Annotated in this window: 10 protein-coding genes; 5 read left to right on the top strand and 5 right to left on the bottom strand. The window is 34.4% G+C overall.

Features of this window, described 5'->3' with window-relative positions; translation table 11 throughout:
• The first annotated feature begins 54 nt into the window (after positions 1 to 54).
• The 3 genes from AB3G34_RS13530 to bioB all read left to right on the top strand — a co-directional run bounded on the left by AB3G34_RS13530 (position 55) and on the right by bioB (position 2204).
• On the top strand, positions 55 to 507 hold the full coding sequence (locus tag AB3G34_RS13530) for a hypothetical protein (protein WP_369752735.1): 453 nt from the start codon (positions 55 to 57) through the stop codon (positions 505 to 507).
• Between the two features lie 75 nt (positions 508 to 582).
• Positions 583 to 1020 (top strand): hypothetical protein, encoded by a 438-nt coding sequence (locus tag AB3G34_RS13535; RefSeq protein WP_367755857.1) that lies wholly within the window; start codon positions 583 to 585, stop codon positions 1018 to 1020.
• A 98-nt stretch (positions 1021 to 1118) separates the two neighbouring features.
• A complete protein-coding gene (bioB, locus tag AB3G34_RS13540; protein WP_369752736.1) occupies positions 1119 to 2204 on the top strand; it encodes a biotin synthase BioB in 1086 nt (361 codons plus the stop codon).
• Positions 2205 to 2269: 65 nt separating this feature from the next.
• Here bioB and AB3G34_RS13545 read toward each other — a convergent pair whose 3' ends face one another.
• From AB3G34_RS13545 to AB3G34_RS13560, 4 genes are all read right to left on the bottom strand, one after another.
• Positions 2270 to 6949 carry a T9SS sorting signal type C domain-containing protein gene (locus AB3G34_RS13545; protein WP_369752737.1) on the bottom strand — a complete coding sequence of 1560 codons (4680 nt, stop codon included), beginning with the start codon at positions 6947 to 6949 and terminating at the stop codon, positions 2270 to 2272.
• Positions 6950 to 6966: 17 nt separating this feature from the next.
• Positions 6967 to 7386 carry a hypothetical protein gene (locus tag AB3G34_RS13550; RefSeq protein WP_369752738.1) on the bottom strand — a complete coding sequence of 140 codons (420 nt, stop codon included), beginning with the start codon at positions 7384 to 7386 and terminating at the stop codon, positions 6967 to 6969.
• Positions 7387 to 7733: 347 nt separating this feature from the next.
• Positions 7734 to 11822: a T9SS sorting signal type C domain-containing protein gene (locus tag AB3G34_RS13555; protein WP_369752739.1), complete on the bottom strand. Its 4089-nt coding sequence runs from the start codon at positions 11820 to 11822 to the stop codon at positions 7734 to 7736.
• A 368-nt stretch (positions 11823 to 12190) separates the two neighbouring features.
• A complete protein-coding gene (locus AB3G34_RS13560; RefSeq protein WP_369752740.1) occupies positions 12191 to 15763 on the bottom strand; it encodes a T9SS sorting signal type C domain-containing protein in 3573 nt (1190 codons plus the stop codon).
• Between the two features lie 285 nt (positions 15764 to 16048).
• On the opposite strand from AB3G34_RS13560, the gene AB3G34_RS13565 reads away from it, so the two are divergent.
• Positions 16049 to 16525: a regulatory protein RecX gene (locus AB3G34_RS13565; RefSeq protein ID WP_367772519.1), complete on the top strand. Its 477-nt coding sequence runs from the start codon at positions 16049 to 16051 to the stop codon at positions 16523 to 16525.
• 310 nt (positions 16526 to 16835) lie between these two features.
• Positions 16836 to 20282: a T9SS sorting signal type C domain-containing protein gene (locus tag AB3G34_RS13570; protein WP_369752741.1), complete on the top strand. Its 3447-nt coding sequence runs from the start codon at positions 16836 to 16838 to the stop codon at positions 20280 to 20282.
• A 2-nt stretch (positions 20283 to 20284) separates the two neighbouring features.
• On the opposite strand, the gene AB3G34_RS13575 is transcribed toward AB3G34_RS13570, so the two are convergent.
• Entirely contained in the window at positions 20285 to 21442 is a 1158-nt protein-coding gene (locus AB3G34_RS13575) for a beta-ketoacyl synthase N-terminal-like domain-containing protein (RefSeq protein ID WP_369752742.1), read from the bottom strand.
• Between the last annotated feature and the right edge of the window lie 61 nt (positions 21443 to 21503).

Below are 21503 nucleotides of genomic sequence, written 5' to 3' on the forward strand. Positions count from 1 at the left end.
ATGTATTTTCCTGTTTATCAAAGAGATGATATTTTAATTTTTAAAACCAAACGTATGAAACTACCTAAAGAATTATACAACGGAATTATTATTTTTATCGGAATTAGTCTTTATTTTTTATTAATGGAAGCATTAAATTTAGCTGGTCTATTTTATTTGCGTTTATTTAATATCCTTTTTGTCTTCTATGGAGCAAACAGGACCTTAAAATCAAATTTCTTGGAAGACAAGAAGGTATTTACTTTTAATGCCATTTCAGCTTTAGCTACTTCACTAATAGGTGTTTTTTTAAGCATTATTGGACTAATTATTTATAGCTATGCTAAAGGTGGAGATCAATATGTACAATCTTTGTCTGAAACCTTATTATTTGGAGGAAACCCTTCTATTATGACCTACAGTATTAGCTTACTTTTTGAAGGAATTGTCTCGGCTGTACTAGTTACATTTATCTTAATGCTCTATTGGGACACTCGTTATGCTTCAGACAAGCATGGAATCAATTAAACCTTTGCCTGTTTAAAAAAATTATCGCTTCCTAGTAAAACAGCAAGTTGCGTTTTTTATCTAAATAAACTTATTATGAAACTACCAAAGGAATTACTGAATGGCTGTCTTATCTTTATTGGGATTGCGGTTTATTTTTTACTTATGAATGTTTTGGGATATGGCAACTCCTTTTATTTGCGCTTAGTCAACATCCTTTTTGTCTTTTATGGTGTAAATAGAACAATCAAAATGAATGTTAACATAGGAGAGAAATCATTTGTTACTAATGCTGTTTCTGCTATGGCTACATCCCTTGTAGGTGTTTTTTTAAGTATTATAGGATTAATTTCATATAGTTATATGAAAGGAGGGGATCAATACGTGCAATCCCTATCAAAAACATTTTTATTTGGTGGAAATCCATCAATATTCACCTATTCAATCAGTCTGCTTTTTGAAGGAATTGCTTCTTCAGTGATTGTAACCATGTTACTACTATTGTATTGGAACAACCGCCTAGCGACTGATTAACTACCGTTAATATATTTTCATAAACTTTTATTTCAATGCCAATACATTGATTCTTTAGAACAATTTGATTACTTTTGGCGCATCAAAAAAACGCATCAATGAGCATTACTAAACATAACTGGACGAAAGAAGAAATTATTAATATATACAACAAACCTATGATGGACTTGCTTTTTGAAGCAGCTTCTATTCATAGAGAGCATCATGATCCAAATGTTGTACAAGTTTCTACATTATTATCTATAAAAACGGGTGGTTGTCCGGAAGACTGTGGCTATTGTCCTCAAGCAGCGAGGTACCATACTTCTGTTGAAGGGAACGACCTTATGACAGTAAGCCAGGTAAAAGCACAAGCTTTAAGAGCTAAATCTAGCGGATCATCTAGAGTGTGCATGGGCGCAGCTTGGAGAAATGTAAAAGATGGGCCAGAATTTGACCAAGTTTTAGAAATGGTTCGTACCATTAACAAACTGGACATGGAGGTATGTTGTACACTAGGTATGATTACTGAAAACCAAGCACAACGTTTAGCAGAAGCAGGATTATATGCCTACAATCATAATTTAGATACTTCAGAAGAATATTATAAAGAAGTGATATCGACACGTGGTTTTGAAGATCGTTTGCAAACCATTGAAAACGTTCGTAAAACCAATGTAACCGTTTGTAGCGGAGGAATTATTGGGATGGGTGAAAGCATTGAAGATAGAGCAGGAATGCTTGTGGCACTGTCTACTTTAAACCCACAACCAGAATCTGTACCAATTAATGCCTTGGTTGCTGTTGAAGGAACCCCAATGGAAGAAGAAAAACCAGTTGAAATTTGGGAAATGATTCGTATGGTAGCTACTGCTCGTATTATTATGCCGGAAACTCAAGTGCGTTTATCAGCTGGAAGAATGAATATGAGCCGCGAAGGACAAGCCATGTGCTTTTTTGCTGGTGCCAATTCAATATTTGCTGGTGACAAATTACTTACCACTCCAAATCCTGATGTAAATGAAGACATGAAAATGTTTGAAATGTTAGGATTGAATCCTCAAAAACCATTCACTAAAGTTTCTCAACCTGCAACAGTTGAGGCAGAACATTCACAGTTTGCTCCTCTTGGAGAGAAACCAAAATGGTCAAGACCAGGACATGTTATCGAAAAAAACCTAGAAGCTTCTGCTAAAGGAAAATAGTCTTTCTTTAATTATATAAAAAACCATCTTGCAAAACAAGATGGTTTTTTTTGAATTTAATCTGGTTAATTAATCACCTTTTTGGTAACAACCTTCCCGTTTTGAAGTGCTACTTTAACTAATAACATTTGTTGAGTAGCTCTCAAATTTAAAATCATCAATTCTTGTGAGTTTACATTCCTTTTGTGAAAAACCTCTTTTCCAGTAACATCCGAAATGATTATTTCATCAATTAATTCAGTTGAAGAAGCAACTTTCATCTGTTTATTTTTTATTGAAACTATAAGTTGAGTATTTAATTTATCAAAATCAGTAATTCCTAATGACTTATTAACATAAATCAAGTTAAAACGGTCATTAAAAGTACCTGCCACTGAATTAAAATCATAAGGTGTGGCTTTTATATTATGAACTACATTTAATAACTTATCTTCTAGATAAATATTTTGGCCATCTAGAAACAAACCGTCTACATGATCAATAGCAATTGTCGCCGTTCCATTGGCATCAATAGCATACCCTAAAGGTACAGAGTCTGAATCAAGAAATGGCAGGCCTTTACTTTGAATAGCTAATTTATCGGTTCCTATTAAACTATATAATAAAAAAGGAACAGTATCGTCAAACACATAACTATCATAACCTCTATCATAACCATCAGTTGCATTTTCAATATACCCAACCAAAGCTTGACTAACATTTGAAGAACTATTTGTCAAGTTTAACCAAATCCTGTGTTTTTCAAGTTCCTTTATTTTATTGTTATTTTTAACTTTATAAAAATTGGTGTTATTACTTGTTTCTCGCATGGTATTATTAAACTTCAATGATCCAGCTATTTCATTTTGTATAATAAACCCTTGACCAGAGGCAATAAACTCTGTTGGCGAATTATTGTTTCCAGTACCTGTATTACCCGCGGCACCCCCTAGTAAATTAAAATAATAATAATCAGTTGCGCTAAAATCATTACCAACCAAACGATTATTATGGGACCAAAAATATAGGGTGCCTTCTAAAGTATTCGTTGGATTCGAAATGGGGTCATAAAGGTTTTCGTTAATAAAATCTGTGGCATTAATTGCAGATGGATATGGATTTCCCACTAAACTTAAACCCACATCGCCTGGTGGAGTTGTAACTGCCACAGTTATGTTTCCGTTATTAGGAACTCCAACAAATTGATTTGAGGTCACCATCGGTACTGTGCTTGAAGTGTTTTCAGGAGCTCGAATGGCATAACCTTTCCCTAGTTCGAAAACGGAAGTTGAAGGGTTTAAAATTGTAAATGTATCATTCATACTATTATAGGAGAAAAACTTATCTCCTTTTGTCAGTGGTGAAAAATCAAGTAAAGTTTGTGTACTAATTGTTGGAGAGCACCAATAGGTTATATCATAGTATAACATTGGGGTCGTATTTCTTTTTACATTAATATTTCCGCTATTCGATCCTGTATATGTCGTTTGTAACAAACTGGCATTATTTTCAAAAGTAAGTGTGCCAGGACTTGTTACGGTAACAGCGTCTCCAACTGATAACGTAAAACCATCTTTTACCGTAAGATCTCCTTTTGTAACAGTAAGCGTATTGGCAATATCAATATCACTACCCATTGTATAAACTCCCCCCGTACCAGAAAACAAAAGATTAAAATAACTTCCAGTTGTAACGGTTTGAGATGTTCCGTTATATTCAACTGTACCAGAAGAAAAAGGTTTGGCATTTGAAATCCCTGAAAAACGAATTGTACCATTCATAGATACAACAGAAGCAAAAATTAATGTTCCTCCTCTCATATCTATAACTGAACTAGGAGCCAAAACATTTAATGCACTAGTAGTCAAATTATACCCATTCATATCAAAAATAGGAGTACCGCCATTATTAATATTCAATTGTCCACCAGTTACTATATTACCAGAAGCCGTTTGTGTTCCAGAAGTATTGTATATTTCTATTGCCGGTGAGGCATTATATGTTCCAGACACTATTTTTTGCCCTCCAGTTCCATTGGAATAAAACACTGTATTTACCCAGGTTTTCCCTGAAGGAAGGGGAAGACTAGAAGTATTTAGTGTTATGATTTTTCCAGCACCAGTATTAGAAAATGAACCGCCATCGTTTAAGGCAAAAGCCCCCATATTTAAAACCGATGTACTAACATTATTATTCAAAATATTTTTTACACTAATTCCTATTGATGTAGTCAATGGATTCACTGTTTTAGAGTTCGTTAAATTATTGAATGTAGTTATACTAGATCCTCCAATAGACTGAGCAATCGTTCCATTAAAATTGACTGTGCCTGTGTTCGCTACGAAGGCCCCATTATTTGTCCAATTCCCTTTTATTGCTAATGTATTTGAACCTGATACCGTTAAAGTAGCACCTGTTTTAATTGTAATGTTTTTGCAAATTCCACCAGCTGCTCCTATAATTGGTTGATTAGTATTTACTCCTATACTTACATCTGTTGTTGCTGTAGGAACACTTCCACCACACCAATTAGAAGGGGTATTCCAATCGGTACTAGTAATACCAAGCCAGGCTCCAGTCAAACAAGAGGTTAATACATTTACAACTCCAGTTGTAGAAGATCCAAACCATGTCCCGTTTATATTTGTAGCTGCGGATCCAGTTCCCCCCCATGAACCTAAAGCAGTTTGTAGTACTCCTCCTAAAGTTAATGAACCTGAAGTTGATGCTGTCCCATTTAATAATAAAGCCACCGCAGTATCCTTAATTTCAAAATCTCCTGAAATAGTAGTTGTTCCTGTAAATGTTTTATTACCTGAATTACTCAAAAGTAGATCCCCATAATTCTTAACCGCCACTGTTTGTGCTGTTCCATTATAATCAACAGTACTATCTACATCCAAAAAAGTTGTCGAAAATACAGGAAAAAAACTTGTCCCACTTATTTGTAAGGTACTAAAATCTAAAACCGTAAGAGTTGAACCTCCAGAAATAGAAAAACCTCCTGTGTTTAAAGTTGCATCACTATCAATAGTAAGAGGAACATTTGCATTAAAAACTTTATTTGCATTTGCTGTTATAACTCCTGTATTCGTTACAAATACACCTCCAGTTGATGTAAATGGTGTTTTCCATTCTAGGCCTGTACCTTGAGCTGATGTTCTATTGTATTGTAAAGTGGCAGCAGAACCATAAGTAGGTATTGCTGATACAGTTGCAGCACCTTCCATAGAAAGGATTCCATTTATTGTTGGCAATCCAGTAAGTGTTTTAACTCCTGAATTTGAAAATGTAAGATTGTTAAAGGTGGAGGCTGTTGCCAATGTTTGAGTAGCCCCGCCAAAATTCACAGTTCCAGTTCCAGCCACAAAATTTGTCCCAGTACCCATCCAAGCAGTTGTTGTTGAAGAGTTTACATTAAAAACACTTGAACCACCATTTAAAATTCCTGCAGTTAAATTAACATCCCCAGAAAAAGTATGCGTTAGTCCAGAACCTAAATTCAAACTCCCGCCCGTACCATTAATAGTAAATCCAGCTCCATTTACATTTCCTCCCAAAGTAGCAGTACCTGCTGTTTTAGTCATAGACACTAATCCCGTTGTGGTAAAACCAGCAATACTTTGGGTAGTCATTGGATTAGCAATAATAATTGGAGAACTACCTGCGGTAAATAATCCACCATTATTTATAAAATTACCTCCAAGGGTTAAACCAAAATTAGCTGTCGCTAGCTTCGCCCCACTATTGATGGTCAAAGGTATAGATGCATTAAAAACCTTGGCTGCATTAAGTGTTATAACTCCAGTATTAGTTATATTAACACCACCTGTAGCTATAAAAGAACTTATCCATTCTTGTCCAACAGTTCGGGCTGTTGCCGTATTGTATTGTAATGTAGCCGATGCGCCATAGCTTGGAATAGCAACTGAGGGAGAAACGGGCACAGTTGCCGTTCCTTCCATAGAAAGAATCCCATTAATAGTATTAGCACTTGGCAATGATTTTATTCCTGAACCCGAAAAAGTAAGATTATTAAATACTGGGTTTGATGCAGAAACAGTTTGGTTTCCAGCCGCCCCAAAATCAACGGTTCCAGTACCAGCCGTAAATAAACTTCCTGTTCCGCTCCAAGCAGTTGTACTTAAAAGGTTTGCCTTTATAGTACTAGAACTTCCGTTTAAAGTTCCTGCAGTTAAAGTTACTCTTCCTGAAAAAGTGTGAACTAGTCCTAATCCTAAATTTAATGTTCCTCCTGTTCCGTTAATAGTTAAAGCTGCTCCACTAACATTAGATGTAAAAGTTGCTATTCCTCCCGTTTTTAACATACTCACAGTACCAGTTGTAGTAAAACCTTGAATCGATTGACTAGCAGTACCTGTAAAAAAAACTTGTGCAGTTCCTAAAGCAACAGTACCAGAATTAGAATAATTCCCTCCTAAATACAATCGCCCTACTGCACCTCCTGTACCAGTATAAGTCATAGCACCTGAATTAGAGAAACTACCTGCGGTTGTGGTAATTCTCCCCGTTGTTCCAATAGTAAAACTTCCAGTATTTGTATTTAAAAAATTCCCTGTTGAAATGTTTAATTGTCCTGATGTCGTAAGATTAACCAATCCATTATTCGTAAAATCTCCTGTGAGTGTTGTCACACTTGTTGTCCCAGCAATTGTTCCATTATTAGTAATAAAACCGGTTACATTCAATGCTCTACTATTAATATCTAATGTTACCCCATTATTAATAGTCAAATTTGCAATCAAGGTAGATGCTGAAACAGTTACTGTATTAGCACTAGAACCATTACCGATTGTACACCTGTTGGCGTTAAAATACCAAAAGTGGCCGTCCCCGTAAACAATACTGTCCCAGGACCGTTGACTCCGTTAGTAGTAGTCCCGCTGTTAGAAAAAGTTCCCGAAACGGTTAAAGTTTGTCCATTATTTACAACTAACTTACTTGTAGTATTGCTTAGACTAAGGTTTGTAATACTAGTTGAAACCGTAACCGTAACTGTATGTCCTGTAACAATAGTTACGTTATCCGTACTAATTGGAACTATTCCACCTACCCAAGTTGAGGCCGTTGACCAATTTCCATTTCCAGCGCTTGTTATAGTTGCTGCATTAGCAAATGAAACTGTTAACAAAAAATACAAAACTAAAAAAGATCTTATGTTAGAAAGTAATTTTATATTCATATAGTGTTGATTTTTAACACACATCGTGCATTATTTCATACAAATATAATTCATTTCATCACACGATTTATTTATTAAGAAAAATCCGCTGCTAGTTAAACGTGTTTTTTAAAATTTATCCTATCATGCAGGTTTGCAATACCGTTTTTGGTTTGCCTATTGAATACAAACAAGTAGTATTAAATAATAAAACATACCGCATTAACCAAAAAAAAATGATTTAAATCAAAAGTATGTTCTAACTATTAAATTCAAATAGTAGTCACGTCTCATATTCCAAAATTATATTATAAAAAACCCATTATGAGTACACATAATGGGTTTCTACATAAATTCTTATTTATAATCTAATACACAATTTTTTTATTTACTGTTTGTCCGTTTTGCAAAACTACTTTCACAATTAGAGCTTGATCAGTAGGACCTAAATTAGGTATCGTATATTCAATATTATCAACTTTTATTTTTTTATAAAGTTGTTTTCCAGAAAAATCATAAACAAATATTTTATCTATAAGATCATCTGAAGATTTAATTTGTATTTCTTTGTTTTTATTCGAAATTACGACACCATATTTCAAATTCTCAAAGTCATCTGTTGCTAAAGTTTTATTACTATAACTTAAAATAAAACGCTCATTAAAAATCCCATCTTCTGTTTTAAATAAATAGGGAGAGTTTTTTAAATTATGAGTTGTATTAAGTAGTTTGTCTTCTAAAAACACCTCTTTATCAACTAATGCCCCATCTACTTGACCAATCGCAATTTCAAAATCGCCAACAATTGTAGAACTATATCCTAATGGCACCTCATCTTTCACGTCAAATGGTAATGCTCTTCCTTGAATAACTAGATTCTTATCCTGATTAATACTATAAAAATCTAAATATTCATTAGAATCAAAACTTTCTCCATCAAAAGCAGAGTCATATTCATTTGTTGCGTCAGTTATATAACCAATTAGAGTTTGTTTAAAAGCTCCTTGAGTATTAGTTAGATTTAACCAAACACGATCTTTTTCAATAGGCTTTTCTGTTTCGTATTTAGCGTTTTTTATTTTAAAAAATTGTTGATTAATTCCTGAACCGTCAGCTATAGTTGTTCCGGAAAGACGCATTGAATTAGAGAATGTAACTGGGTTAGTACCTAAACTGGTTGTAAAGAACGATTGTCCTGCAGCAATATTACCAGTAGGAACAGTTCCTCCGCTAGTGGCTACTGCACCAGTCCCATTATAGGACGCATAATCATCCGAAGTGTAAGCATAAGCCCCAGAACCTGCGGTTCCGTTTGATATGTTTGAAGCCAATTGAATAGCTGTATTATGTGTCCATATATAAATTGTTCCTTCAATGTTTAAATTATTACCCGACAAAAACAGCGCTCCATTTATCGCAGAAGGGTATGGATTCCCTACCAGATTAGAAGTTCCTGTTGGTCCAATTGGTAGGACAATTTTTCCATTATTTGGAACCCCCACAAAAGTGGCTTGATAAACCGAGGGTGGTGATGATGAAAACCCTTGGTTTCCATTAATAATGTACCCTTTTCCTGGTTGCATAATCGCTGAAAATTGTTCTCCTGCCCAATTTTCTGGTGTAGCAAAGTCATTATATGAATATGCTAACCCTGATGAATAAGAAGGTGATATATTTAAATTTTGCCCTGTAACTGGCGATGACCAATACGTATAATCCGAATTAATAACCGAAGAAGTATTTCTGATATAATTTATAGTTCCAGTATTTACTGAAGCATCATTTACTTGTACTAAACTGGCACTGTTTTCAAAAGTTAATTTTCCACTACCTAAAACAGTTACCTCATTAACTATTTTCATGGTTCTTCCTGTCTTAATAACTACATTTTTACTTCCAGACACGGTACAAGAACAACCATTTACATCAGCATCTACACTGTAATCTCCTGCAAATATAATTTTATCACTGAGTGTTGGAGCTATTCCACTTGACCATACAGTCCCGTTCCATGAATTTGTACCATTCACCTTTATCATGACTACGGCGGATGTACTACTTAAAGTACATGAAGTTACTGTTCTTCGAAACCAAGTTGTTTGTGTAATGGACCCTGTAGTATAATTGATTGTATTATTAGTACCCGTAGCGGCAGAAAATCCTGTTGTAGCACTTGTAGTACTACTTTCCCAAAGATAAGCATAAGTACCTGTTCCTCCACTTGGTATAGAACCAGTTAGGGTAGCTTTAGATCCATTACAAATAGGTTCTATATAAGATGCCAAAATATACACTTTCTTTACAGTTCCAACACAGGGATCTCCAAAAACTCCATTGGTGGCAGGAATTGTAGCCGAATTATTTCCTAATAAATACCCTTCCGTTACAGATTGACTAGAGGTAGCATGGCAACTTCCTATAGTAAAATTTGGGGAGGTCCCACCTGGAGTTCCGTAACTTGCGAATGCAACATTCGAAAAATAAGTCCCTAAAGGAGCTGTAAGCAAAGCATTACCACCTTCTGCAGCTGTAGCGCTCACTTGTCCAGAAGTTCCACTACTAAAAGACAAACTATTATTACTTAATGATGGGTTTACCGTCACTGTTGTAGATATACAAGATGTTGAATTACAACTGCCCTCATACCTAACATAATAGGTTGTTGTAATTGTTGGCGAAACACTTATCGTATTTCCTGAACCAACTAATGTCCCTCCACAAGATCCTGAATACCAATTTACGATTGCTCCACTTCCTAATGTCCCCCCACTAATAGTTAATGAAGTAGAACTACCCACACAGATAGTTGTTGGTGCAGAAATAGTTGTTGGAACAGCTGAAGATGTACTTAGTGTTATACTTCCAACTGCGCTTACATTTCCGCAACCTCCAGTCAATTGAATCGAATAACTATAAGTCCCTGCAGCATCGGTTGGTGTACCGCTTATTGTAATTGTGTTTGATGCCCATACCGCTTTCACACCAGCTGGCAAACCATTAGCCCCAATTACATTATTATTTGAAATCCCTGTTGCTCCTGTTGTTGTATGCGTTATATTAGTCATACTAGTTCCTGAGCAAACAGTTGGGCTAGAAGATGCTGTACTAGCAGTATTATTTGAAATTGTTGCTGTACAAACACTTGAATAAGATATCCCTGAGCATGGTGAATTTTGAACTACAGCTCTATAATATGTAGTCTGTGTTAGACCTGAAATATTTATATTATTACTTGTTGTTACTATTGTCGTTGGAGCTGTTGCAAAATTATCAGTAGAAGATTCCCATCGAATTGGCGTTCCCACTTGACCAGACAAGGCTATGTTTGCAATATATGTATTAGCACATCCGCTTACGTTTGAGGGTAGCGTACCTCCTGCACTAGACGATGCGATAGAAACATATAAATATTTACCTCCTCCACCATTACCACAACCATTAACCGACTGCACGTTGATATTACCTGCAGTTGCCGTTGCGCTAAAAGTTACACTTGCTGAAAGTCCATCAGCTGCTGGCGTTATTGTAGCTCCACTACCACTATATAACCAAACATAAGAAGAAGAATATACATCTGGAGTTATTGTGTACGTTGTTGTTGAATTTTGACATTGAGAGTTTGAGCCTGATAAGCTATTTGGTCCTGCACCAGGTCCATTTGAAACATATACTGTTCTTGTTGCAGTGTATGTTGTACATCCACCTGAACCACCAACAGTATAAGTAATAGTTGCAATACCTCCCCCTACTGAAGTAATAACTCCAGTAGTTAAGTTTACTGTGGCTACACTATTGTTGCTACTAGACCAAGTCCCTCCCGAAATCGTTGATGTAAAAGTAGTGTTTTTTGTTCCGTATGTACAGATATATTGGTTACCTGATAATGTCCCAGCATTTATAGGACATCCTTTAAGTGTTATATCATCTATATAAAATATTCTTGAATTACTATTTGCATTATTATTTTTTTGAATATATAAGTAAATTTCACTATTATTACTTGCAGAATTAGGCAAAGTTATACTAGTTACAGTACTATTATTAGTTGAAGGGGTATAAGTATTTATTATTGGAGTCTTATTTACTCCTTGATCAACACTAACATAAGAGGTAAAATTACCTATTGCTGTATTATCTGCTCTATTACAATAAGAAAAAATTAAATTATCAAATCCCGTAGTGTTTACAACTATCAAAAAATAATCATTATTACTCCAATTGGTACTAGACAGCATATAAGATCCTCCACATGGATTATTTGTATTATAACTAATATTCGAAAGCCCTCCATTTTGATATATTGCTGGTGAACCTGCCGTATTATTTATATTTGGATTTACTGAATTTTCAAAATTATATTGAAAAAGAGTAGTTTGCCCGAAAGAAACTGAAGATATTATTAAACAAAGAACACAAAAAAGCACTCTTTTATTATTTAAAAGTAAAATTTTATTCATGTGGTATTATTAAAAAATTGGGGGCAAATTTTAAATATAATTCTTTCTAAATAGCACCTTTTATTTTTCTTAAAAAAAAACGAAACCAAATAGTATTATGCAATATCGTTTGTCATTTTACTAATAATAAAATTTAATCGATAAAGCGTATTTAAATCCGATAAAATACTTGTTTTACATATCTTGAAATAAAAAACTCACAAAAAAATAAAAAAATTATAGCTATTCATTTTTGGATTAAAAAAAAATTCTATATGGATTTATGTTAAAAAAAGTGTTTCAACTGAATAAAAAAACTTAATTATCAACTAAAAAAAATCCCATCTTGTTAGATCAAGATGGGATTGTATCAATACTATTTTAATTATTTAATAAATAATTTTTTTATTAATTATTTTTCCTCCTTGCAAGCTCACTTTTACTACTATAGTTTGTTTTGCTGAAAGTAAGTTTAAAATAATTAGCTCTTTACTATCTACATTAGTTTTCTTATAAATTTGTCGCCCTAATAAATCATAAATCAATACCATATCAATGTTTTCAACAGATGAGTTTATTTTAACTTCTTTATTTTTATTTGAAATTAAAACTCCTTTTTCAAATAGATCAAAATTTTCAGTTACCAGAGTTTTATTAGCATAACTTAAAACAAAACGATTATTAAAAGTTCCCGTTTCTGTTTTAAAATTATAAGCTGATTGATTCAAATCATGAATAGTATTGGTCAAATTATCTTTTAAATAAATCGCTTTTCCCATAAAGAAACCATCCACTTGATCTATACTTATACTAAAATCTCCAGAAATAGCAGATCGATACCCTAAAGGAACTGTATCCGAATCTTCAAACGGTAAGGCTCTACCTTGAATTACTAGATTTTTATCATTATTAATACTATAAAAATCAATAAATTCATTCCCATCATAACTTTCCCCGTCATAGCCATTATCATAATCATTTGTTGCTTCTGTAATATACCCAACTAATGTTTGCTTAAATGCACCTTGTTTATTTGTTAAATTCAACCAAACTCTATTTTTTTGATTGACCTCAACAATTTTAGAATTTGTAGCATTTTTAAAAAACTGAGAATTATTACCCGTAACTGAACCAACTCCTACACGCATACTATTATTAAAAGTTGCTACTTGACCAGTAGCAATACTAGTGGCAAAAAAGGATTGTCCTGACCCAATCTTTCCAGATGGAATACTTGAACCACTAAAGCCCGCAGTTATTGCTGCTATTCCAACACCAACTCCTCCAGTAAAATTATAAGATGCATAGTCATCAGACGTATAAGCATAATCTCCAGAGCCTGCAGTTCCATTAAGAATATCAGTCGCTAATTGAATCGCAGTATTGTGTGTCCAAAAATAAATAGTCCCTTCTAAAACAGCACTATTTGCGGATAAAAATGAATTTGCATCTAATGCGGATGGATATGGATTTCCTATTAAGTTTGAGGTATCTACTCCTCCAATAGGAATTGTAATATTCCCATTATTAGGAACTCCAATAAAAGAAGCTGGAAAAGGTGTTGGGAATGGCGGTAATGGAGGTGCAAATTCTGGACCTCTTATAATATACCCTTTACCTGGCACCATTACGGTTCCTGATGACTCTTGTTTCCAGTCTTCTGGACTGGCAAAAGCATCATAAGAATACATTTTTCCAGCAAGTGTATTTGGAGATACCGCACCCAATGTGTATCCTAAAACTGGTGAAGACCAATAAACGTAATCAGTATTTATAATTGCTGGGGTTATTCTTTTATAAGTTATATCCCCTACATTGTTAACATTATTAATTTGAACTAAACTTGCTTTATCTTCGAAAGTAAGTGAACCACCCGAAACAGTAACTTCATTTGTTATTTTCAAAGTATGCCCTGTATTAATTTTAATGGCTCCAGAATTTACTTGACAAGAACAAGCCTCCAAATCCCCTATTGAAGAGTATGTTCCATTAAAAATAAGTGCTTGAGTATCTGTTGGTGGTCCATTTGTCCATCCGCTACCACTCCAAATTGCAGCTGCTGGAACAGTCATTGTAACAGCATTCGAATTAGCTGGACTTCCTGTTGTACAAGTTGCATTTGAAGTCATTATCACCTTAATAACATCTGCATTAGCCAATGTATTGGATGTATAAGTTGAGTTTGTTGCACCGCTAATTGCTGTTACTCCATTATACCATTGATAAGTTGGAGTTGTTCCTCCATTTGTTGGTGTGGCGGTAAAAGTTACTGATGTTCCTAAACAAATGGTTCCCGATGGAGAAGCCGCAATACTTACACTCGTTGGTGAATTTGGATTCATTGTCATAGTTAGCGTATTTGAAGTAGCAGGACTACCTGTTGTACAAGTTGCATTTGAAGTCATTATCACCTTAATAACATCTGCATTAGCCAATGTATTGGATGTATAAGTTGAGTTTGTTGCACCGCTAATTGCTGTTACTCCATTATACCATTGATAGGTTGGAGTTGTTCCTCCATTTGTTGGTGTTGCAGTAAAAGTTACTGATGTCCCTGAGCAAATCGATCCCGCTGGAGAAGCTGAAATGCTTACACTTGCGGGTAAATTTGGATTAACAGTTACTGATGCACTTCCTGAAATTGTACTAGAACAGTTTGGACCAGTTTGATAAGCAGCACTAATTAAATTATACACAAAAGGACCTGCAATACTTGTTGCGACTGGTAGAATCGTATTACCAAGGGCACTAATATTAACAGTTTGGCTGGAACCTCCATTTATGTTATACGTTACAGTTATGGCCACAGTTCTCGGATTTGTAAAAGTGATATTAGGAGATGAAGCACCAGCACAAACAGTTGTTGAACCACTTATTGTTGCATTAGCCATAGGTCTAACAATTAAATTAGCCCCAGCATTTATAATACCACTGGTTCTGGTACACGTCGCATTTGATATTGAAACTATAGTATACCCAGTATTGGATGTAGGACTATCCCCTGGCGTAAAACTATAAGGCGAAGCAGTTGGTATTGAGACTGTAAATTGTTGTAAAGTGGTATCATTTTTATAAGTTATACTGTATGGGGTTGTAAAAGTGGTATCATCTGCATCATATATCAGTTGTGGACTACCTCCAGTACAAATAGTACTCGCTATAAAACCATTACTTATATTATTAGGAAAAGTATTAACTGTGATAGTCACAGCTGTTGTATATGCTGAATAAAAAGTAGTTCCTTGAACAACCGATTTCGTTCTTCGTTTATAGCTTGTTGTTGAAGATAAAGCAGGTGGGGAATATGTAGCTGCCGTTTCTGAACCTATAGTAACATAGCTACCACTGGCATTCGTTTGCCATTCATAGGTAATTGTCCCAGAACCTGTACCCGGTGTCGTAGAAGTCAATGTTGACGGGGTAACTCCACTACAAATTATTTGTGAAGTTCCGATAGCGCCTGTAGTAACAACATTTATACCTCCAGCAGTCTCAATTTGATCAAATAAGTACAAAGCCCCACCACCTACACAAACCGCATATTGAGTAGCCCCTACAAAAATTTCATCATTATTATTACAACTTCCATTCAAACTAGCTGAACCATTTTGAAGATATAGTGCAACATTTGAAGGTAATCTCAATACAGAATGATCAAAATTAATGTGACCATTAGGAGACGTTACAACAATTAATGAAGAATATAAATATATGTCGGCATTTTTATTTAAATCTAATGTCCCAGAAATAGTTATAGTATTTGCGTAAATAGGTGTAACATCAAGAGTCACTGTGCTTCCGGAAACAATCGTCACATTATCGGTAGAAGCAGGAACTACACCTCCAACCCAAGTTGACGATGCCGACCAATTACCTCCAGTTGATGTACTCGAAATGTTTGCTCCAAAAGCGGTAATCTGAACTAAGACTAAAAAAAAGGGCAGGAGTAATTTTTTTATCATATTTCCCTAAGTTGTTAATATTCAAAGTAGTGTAATCTCTAAAAAGAAAAAACTTACATATACAAAATAAATTAAAAATAAATTAAACAATACAACAAAGTCGTTAACTTGCACATTAATCCGATATACCATCATTTTTCACACATAAAACGACTAAATACCTTACATACAATTCATTGTAACTTTATTTTTTAATAAATAAATCCTTCTTTATACAACTAAATTAAATAACAAACTGACCTTTTTTAAGTTAGAATTTCAATTTAAAACCCTTAAAAATCCAAAATGAAAGATGTATTTTCCATAAAAGAAGCTATCAAAAAAGCAGAACATTATTGTGCCTATCAAGAACGTTGTCATGATGAAGTAGAGCAAAAATTGAGAAGCATGAAAATGGATCAAGAGGAAATAAGCACTATTATAACTCATCTTATAAATGAAAATTTTCTTAACGAAAGTCGTTTTGCTTGTAGTTTTGCAAGAGGAAAGCACCGAATCAAATATTGGGGAAAGATTAGAATTGTTAACGAATTAAAATTTCGAAATATAACTAGCTACAATATTAACCTAGCTCTTAAAGAATTTACACCCGAAGAATATGAAACAACATTTCATGTATTAGCTGAAAGACATTGGGAATCAATTCACGAATCAAATAAATTAAAAAAAAGGAAGAAATTTTGTGACTATTTACTTCGAAAAGGATTTGAAAGTGATTTGATCTATTCGAAAATCAAAGAATTAGAACAAACTCCAAAATAACTTACTAATTTGCAATTGCTTTTAAAACAAATAGTCAGGAAAAATAAAGGCACCCTCCACAATCGCAAAACTTATAAAATTAGTAAAACTAAACCTCAAAATTTATAATTACCCCAAAATTTTAGAAAAATACAGGGTAAAACTCAATTAGAAAAAAAATCTAAATAACAAGAAATCTTTTACATATATTTGTAAAAGATTAATTTATCGGATTTTACGGTTACTTGTCGATTAAATTTTAATAAGTAAAACCTTTTTTTGTTAAACATCGTAAATAGAGTTTTAGTCCATAAACTTAATTAATGCTAATATGCATAAACAATTACTATTACTATTCTTTTTTTGTTTATTTATAGAGTCATCAAATGCTCAGTGTACTATAACAGGTAACCAAACTAGTTATGGAGCTAGCGCATGGATAGGTTATGTATATGCAAATACTAACGGTGGAAATCCTCCCAGCAATGCATTCACAACTACTTACCAAGGATTCGTCAATCAACCAGAAATTTTCGATCAGAATTTAGGATCTGGGTCTATTTCAGGAACAAATTTATGTGGTACATATGCTAATAATTTTGCAGTACGGTATAAAATGAATAAAACCATGCCGGCAGGAACTTATAATTTTACCGTTGGTGGTGATGATGGATATCGTTTAAGCATAGATGGTGGAACAACCTATATAATCAACAACTGGAACGACCATGGGTATGTTAGTTCTACAACTTCTGTTTACTTAAGTGGTAATACAAACTTTGTTTTAGAATATTTTGAAACAGGAGGAGATTCAAGAGTATCATTTAACTATACCGTAGATCCTTGTTCTACCGCTCCTACTTCAATTACGGGTAATAACAACATTTGTAATGGATTTGCCACAACCCTTACAGCAACTGGAGGTTCAGCAAATAGCTCCACAACTTACCAATGGGGAACTGGAACTGTAGGTAGTAATATTATTGCAGGACAAACAGCAAGTTCAATAACTGTTACCCCAGCTACGAGCACAACCTATTGGGTAAGAAGAATTGATTCTTCTCCATGTAATGTCACAACTGGAGCTGCATCACAATTAGTAACTGTAAATCCAAACCCAGGTGATCAAACCAGTTATGGTAGTAACTCATGGATTGGATATGTTTATGCACCAACAAATACAGGAAATCCACCAAGTAATGCTTTTACAACAAACTACATTGGCTATATAACGCAATCTGAAATGTTTAATTTAGATTTAGTGAATGGTTCCATTTCTGGACCTAATTTGTGCTCCAGTTATGCTGATTATTTTGCTATACGCTTTAAAATGCAAGAAAACCTCGACGCAGGCTATTATACTTTTACGGTTGGAGGGGATGATGGATATCGTTTAAGTGTTGATGGTGGAGCAACTTTTTTAACTAATTTAAGTGATTGGACTGGTCATGCTTATCAATCAAAAACAGCAACTGTTTATCTAAGTGGAAATACCAATTTTGTCTTAGAGTATTTTGAAAGTGGTGGGCAATCTAGAGTTTCGTTCAACTATACCGTCTGTAAAACATCTACAGCTCCTACTTCCATATCCGGAGCAAGTACGCTTTGTACGGGCGAGGGAGGAACAACTTTGATTGCTACTGGAGGAATACTAGCCTCAAACTCCGTTTATCAATGGGGAACAGGAAGTACAATAGGTAGTAACATTATAACCGGACAAACGACTCCTGATTATGTAATAAACCCCACTGTTACTACAACGTATTGGACAAGAATAATAGACTGTTCAACATATACAACATCTGGAGTAACAAAAACAATTACTGTCAATACTGGAACCACAGCAGGAACATTAAGTTCAACTGCAACCACGATTTGTAAAAATACTAGTCCAAACCCGATAACAATAGCGGGGAATGTAGGAAGTATTACCAAATGGCAATATGCAAATGACAATGCTTTTACTAGTGGAGTTACTGATATAGCATCAACCGCAACTACTTTAACTAGTGCATTAATGGGAAACATTAGTACGACACGATATTACAGAGCAGTTGTTCAAAGCGGGTCTTGTCCTATAAAAAACACAGTTCCTATTTCAATTACAGTTCCTGCTTCATTAACCTACTCCAATGGTGCTTGGAATGGTACACCTGATGCAACAACATCAGTAGTAATCTCTGATAATTTGATTTTGACAAATGATTTAAGCGTATGTTCTTGTCAAATTTCAAATGGATATACTTTAACGGTTGAATCTGATAAAAATTTAATAATTCAAACAACTTTAACAGTTGACACTAATTCAAACTTAATTGTAAAAAATAACGGAAGCATCGTTCAAGCAAAAGACAATTATACAAACTCTGGGAATATAACCTACATCCGTTCTACAACTCCTATAGATAAATTTGATTATACTTATTGGTCCACACCAGTTTCCCCTCAAACATTATACAACCTTTCCCCTAATACTTCTGGTGATAAATTCTATTCGTTCAACGAAACTATTGATGACTGGAAACAAGAGGATAATTCTATCACAATGGTTAAAGGAAAAGGATATACAATTCGTGGTCCTCAAGACTATGTTTCACCAAAACCATTGAGTGTATTTGATGGGACATTTAAAGGAGCTCCTAATAATGGTATCATCACTATTGGAATTGGTAAAGCAGGAAATTCAAACTTATTAGGAAATCCGTACCCTTCAGCATTGGATGCTAGCTCATTTTTAACAGCTAATAGCAGTTTATTAGAAGGAACCATTTATTTATGGACACATAATACTGATATTGCATTGAATACACCTAATCCAGGATCAGGAACATATGCCTACTCATCAGATGATTATGCTTCTTATAATTTGACTGGAGGAGTTGGTACTGCCAAAGCAATTAGTTCTACAAACTCAGGTGCAGTAAATGCAAATATTCCTACTGGAAAAATTGCTTCTGGTCAAGCTTTTTTTACCACCAGTAAAGCGATTGGTACCGCCACTTTTAACAATACTATGCGAGTGGGAGCTAATGGAATAACTGGAACGAATAATCAGTTTTTTAAATTTAGCTCAAATTCAAAAACAACCGAAAGTAAAACCATTGAGAAAAATAGATTATGGCTTGACCTATATAATGACCAAGGTGCGTTCAAACAAACTTTAATTGGTTACATCACTGATGCTACTGATGACTATGATGATTCATTTGATGGCGAAAGTTTTGACGGAAATGAATTTGTAGATTTTTACAGTATTAATGAAGACAAGATTTTAACAATACAAGGACGTGCTTTACCATTTAAAGATACTGATATAGTACCTATTGGATATACAACTGTTATTGATGGTAATTTTAGCATCGGCATAGACCAAGTTGATGGTGATTTTACAACTCAAGTGGTTTACTTAGAAGATAAATTACTCGATATTACTCATAACTTAACAGAAAAACCATATGATTTCACAACAGAAAAAGGTGTTTTTAATGACCGATTTGAAATAAAATACACTAATAAAACATTAGGAACTGATACCTTTACTCCATCAAACAGTAATTTTGCAGTTTATAAAAAAGGGAAACAAATTAAACTAGATTCACAAACTAAGCTAATTCAATCAGTACAAATATTTAATATAAGTGGAAAGTTAATTTACAGTCAAAAAGAAATTAACAATTTAAAATTCAGTACGACCGATTTAAGTATCAATAACCAAGTTGTTATCGTAAAAACAACATTAGAGGACAAGGAAATTATAACAACTAAAGTTATCTTATAAATTTAAGGGCAAGACAAAAGCACACTCACAGCATTACCACCAAATCCAACAGCATTTACTAATACTTTTTTAATGGGTTTGGTTTGTGATTGCACTTCTGCAAAAGGGACTCCAATAAACCTATTGTGTTGCATCATTAATAGAGCGAGTTCCAAACTTAATAAACCTGAAGCGCCAAAAGTGTGCCCTATTTTCCATTTGTTTGACGTCAGTAAGGGAAGAGTTGAACCAAAAACTTTTTGAATGGCAAGATATTCTGTCAAATCTCCTTTTATAGTTCCTGGAGCATGCATTACAATCACATCAACATCGGAAAGTTTAGTCTCTTTCAATGCCATTTTCATTGATTTTTGAAAACAAGTGGCTTCTGCCGAAATGGAAATATTATGCTCTAATAATTCTGTAGCATACCCTACACCATCAATATAAGCCAAGGCGTTCTCTTTTTTTCCAATTTCTAGACAGCAAACCCCTGCACCTTCACCCAGAATCATCGTGTTTTGAGTTTTCTCTAAGTCCAGCGCACGATTAGGATACACATCATCATTTCGAGAATATATTTTTAGTGCTCTCATTTGAGCAATCGTAAAATCAGTTAAGGGAGCCTCACTTCCTCCAACTAGAAACTTATCTACCATTCCTGATTTTAACCAAGCCACTCCATTCAATATAGCATGCAACGCAGTAGAACAAGTGATTGAATGCGAAATTTCAGGACCTGTACTTTGTAAGTCGTGAGCAACCCAGGAAGAAATATTTCCTAAAGTTGTTGTAGGCGAAGCCAATGTTTGCGCTTTTCCCGTTTCTAAGTATTCTTTATAGTGTTTTTCGAATAAATCAGTGGCTCCTCGCGAAGAACCAATATTGATCCCGAAAACGGCTTCTTTCTCCCATCCAGCATTTACAATTGCTTTTCGAGATGCAGCCATTGCGTATAAAACTGAATTGTCTAATGATTTATATTTATTATCCGATTCTCTCAATGCTTCTATTTCTTGCACTGAATCGGGATCTAAGGGCGCTATAAATGTCGCCATTTTATCTAATTCTTTTTTTACGAAAAAATGTTTTTCTTGAAGATAGTTTTTCCAGATTTTTACGGAATCATTTCCTAGTGGAGAAACAGATGAAAGTGCGGTGATGGATATTATTTGAGACAAGATGCTATTGATTTAACCACAAAGGTCGCAAAGTTTTTCTCAAAGCGCACTAGCATTGAAG

The sequence above is a fragment of the Flavobacterium sp. WC2409 genome, assembly GCF_041200085.1.
Lineage (GTDB): Bacteria > Bacteroidota > Bacteroidia > Flavobacteriales > Flavobacteriaceae > Flavobacterium.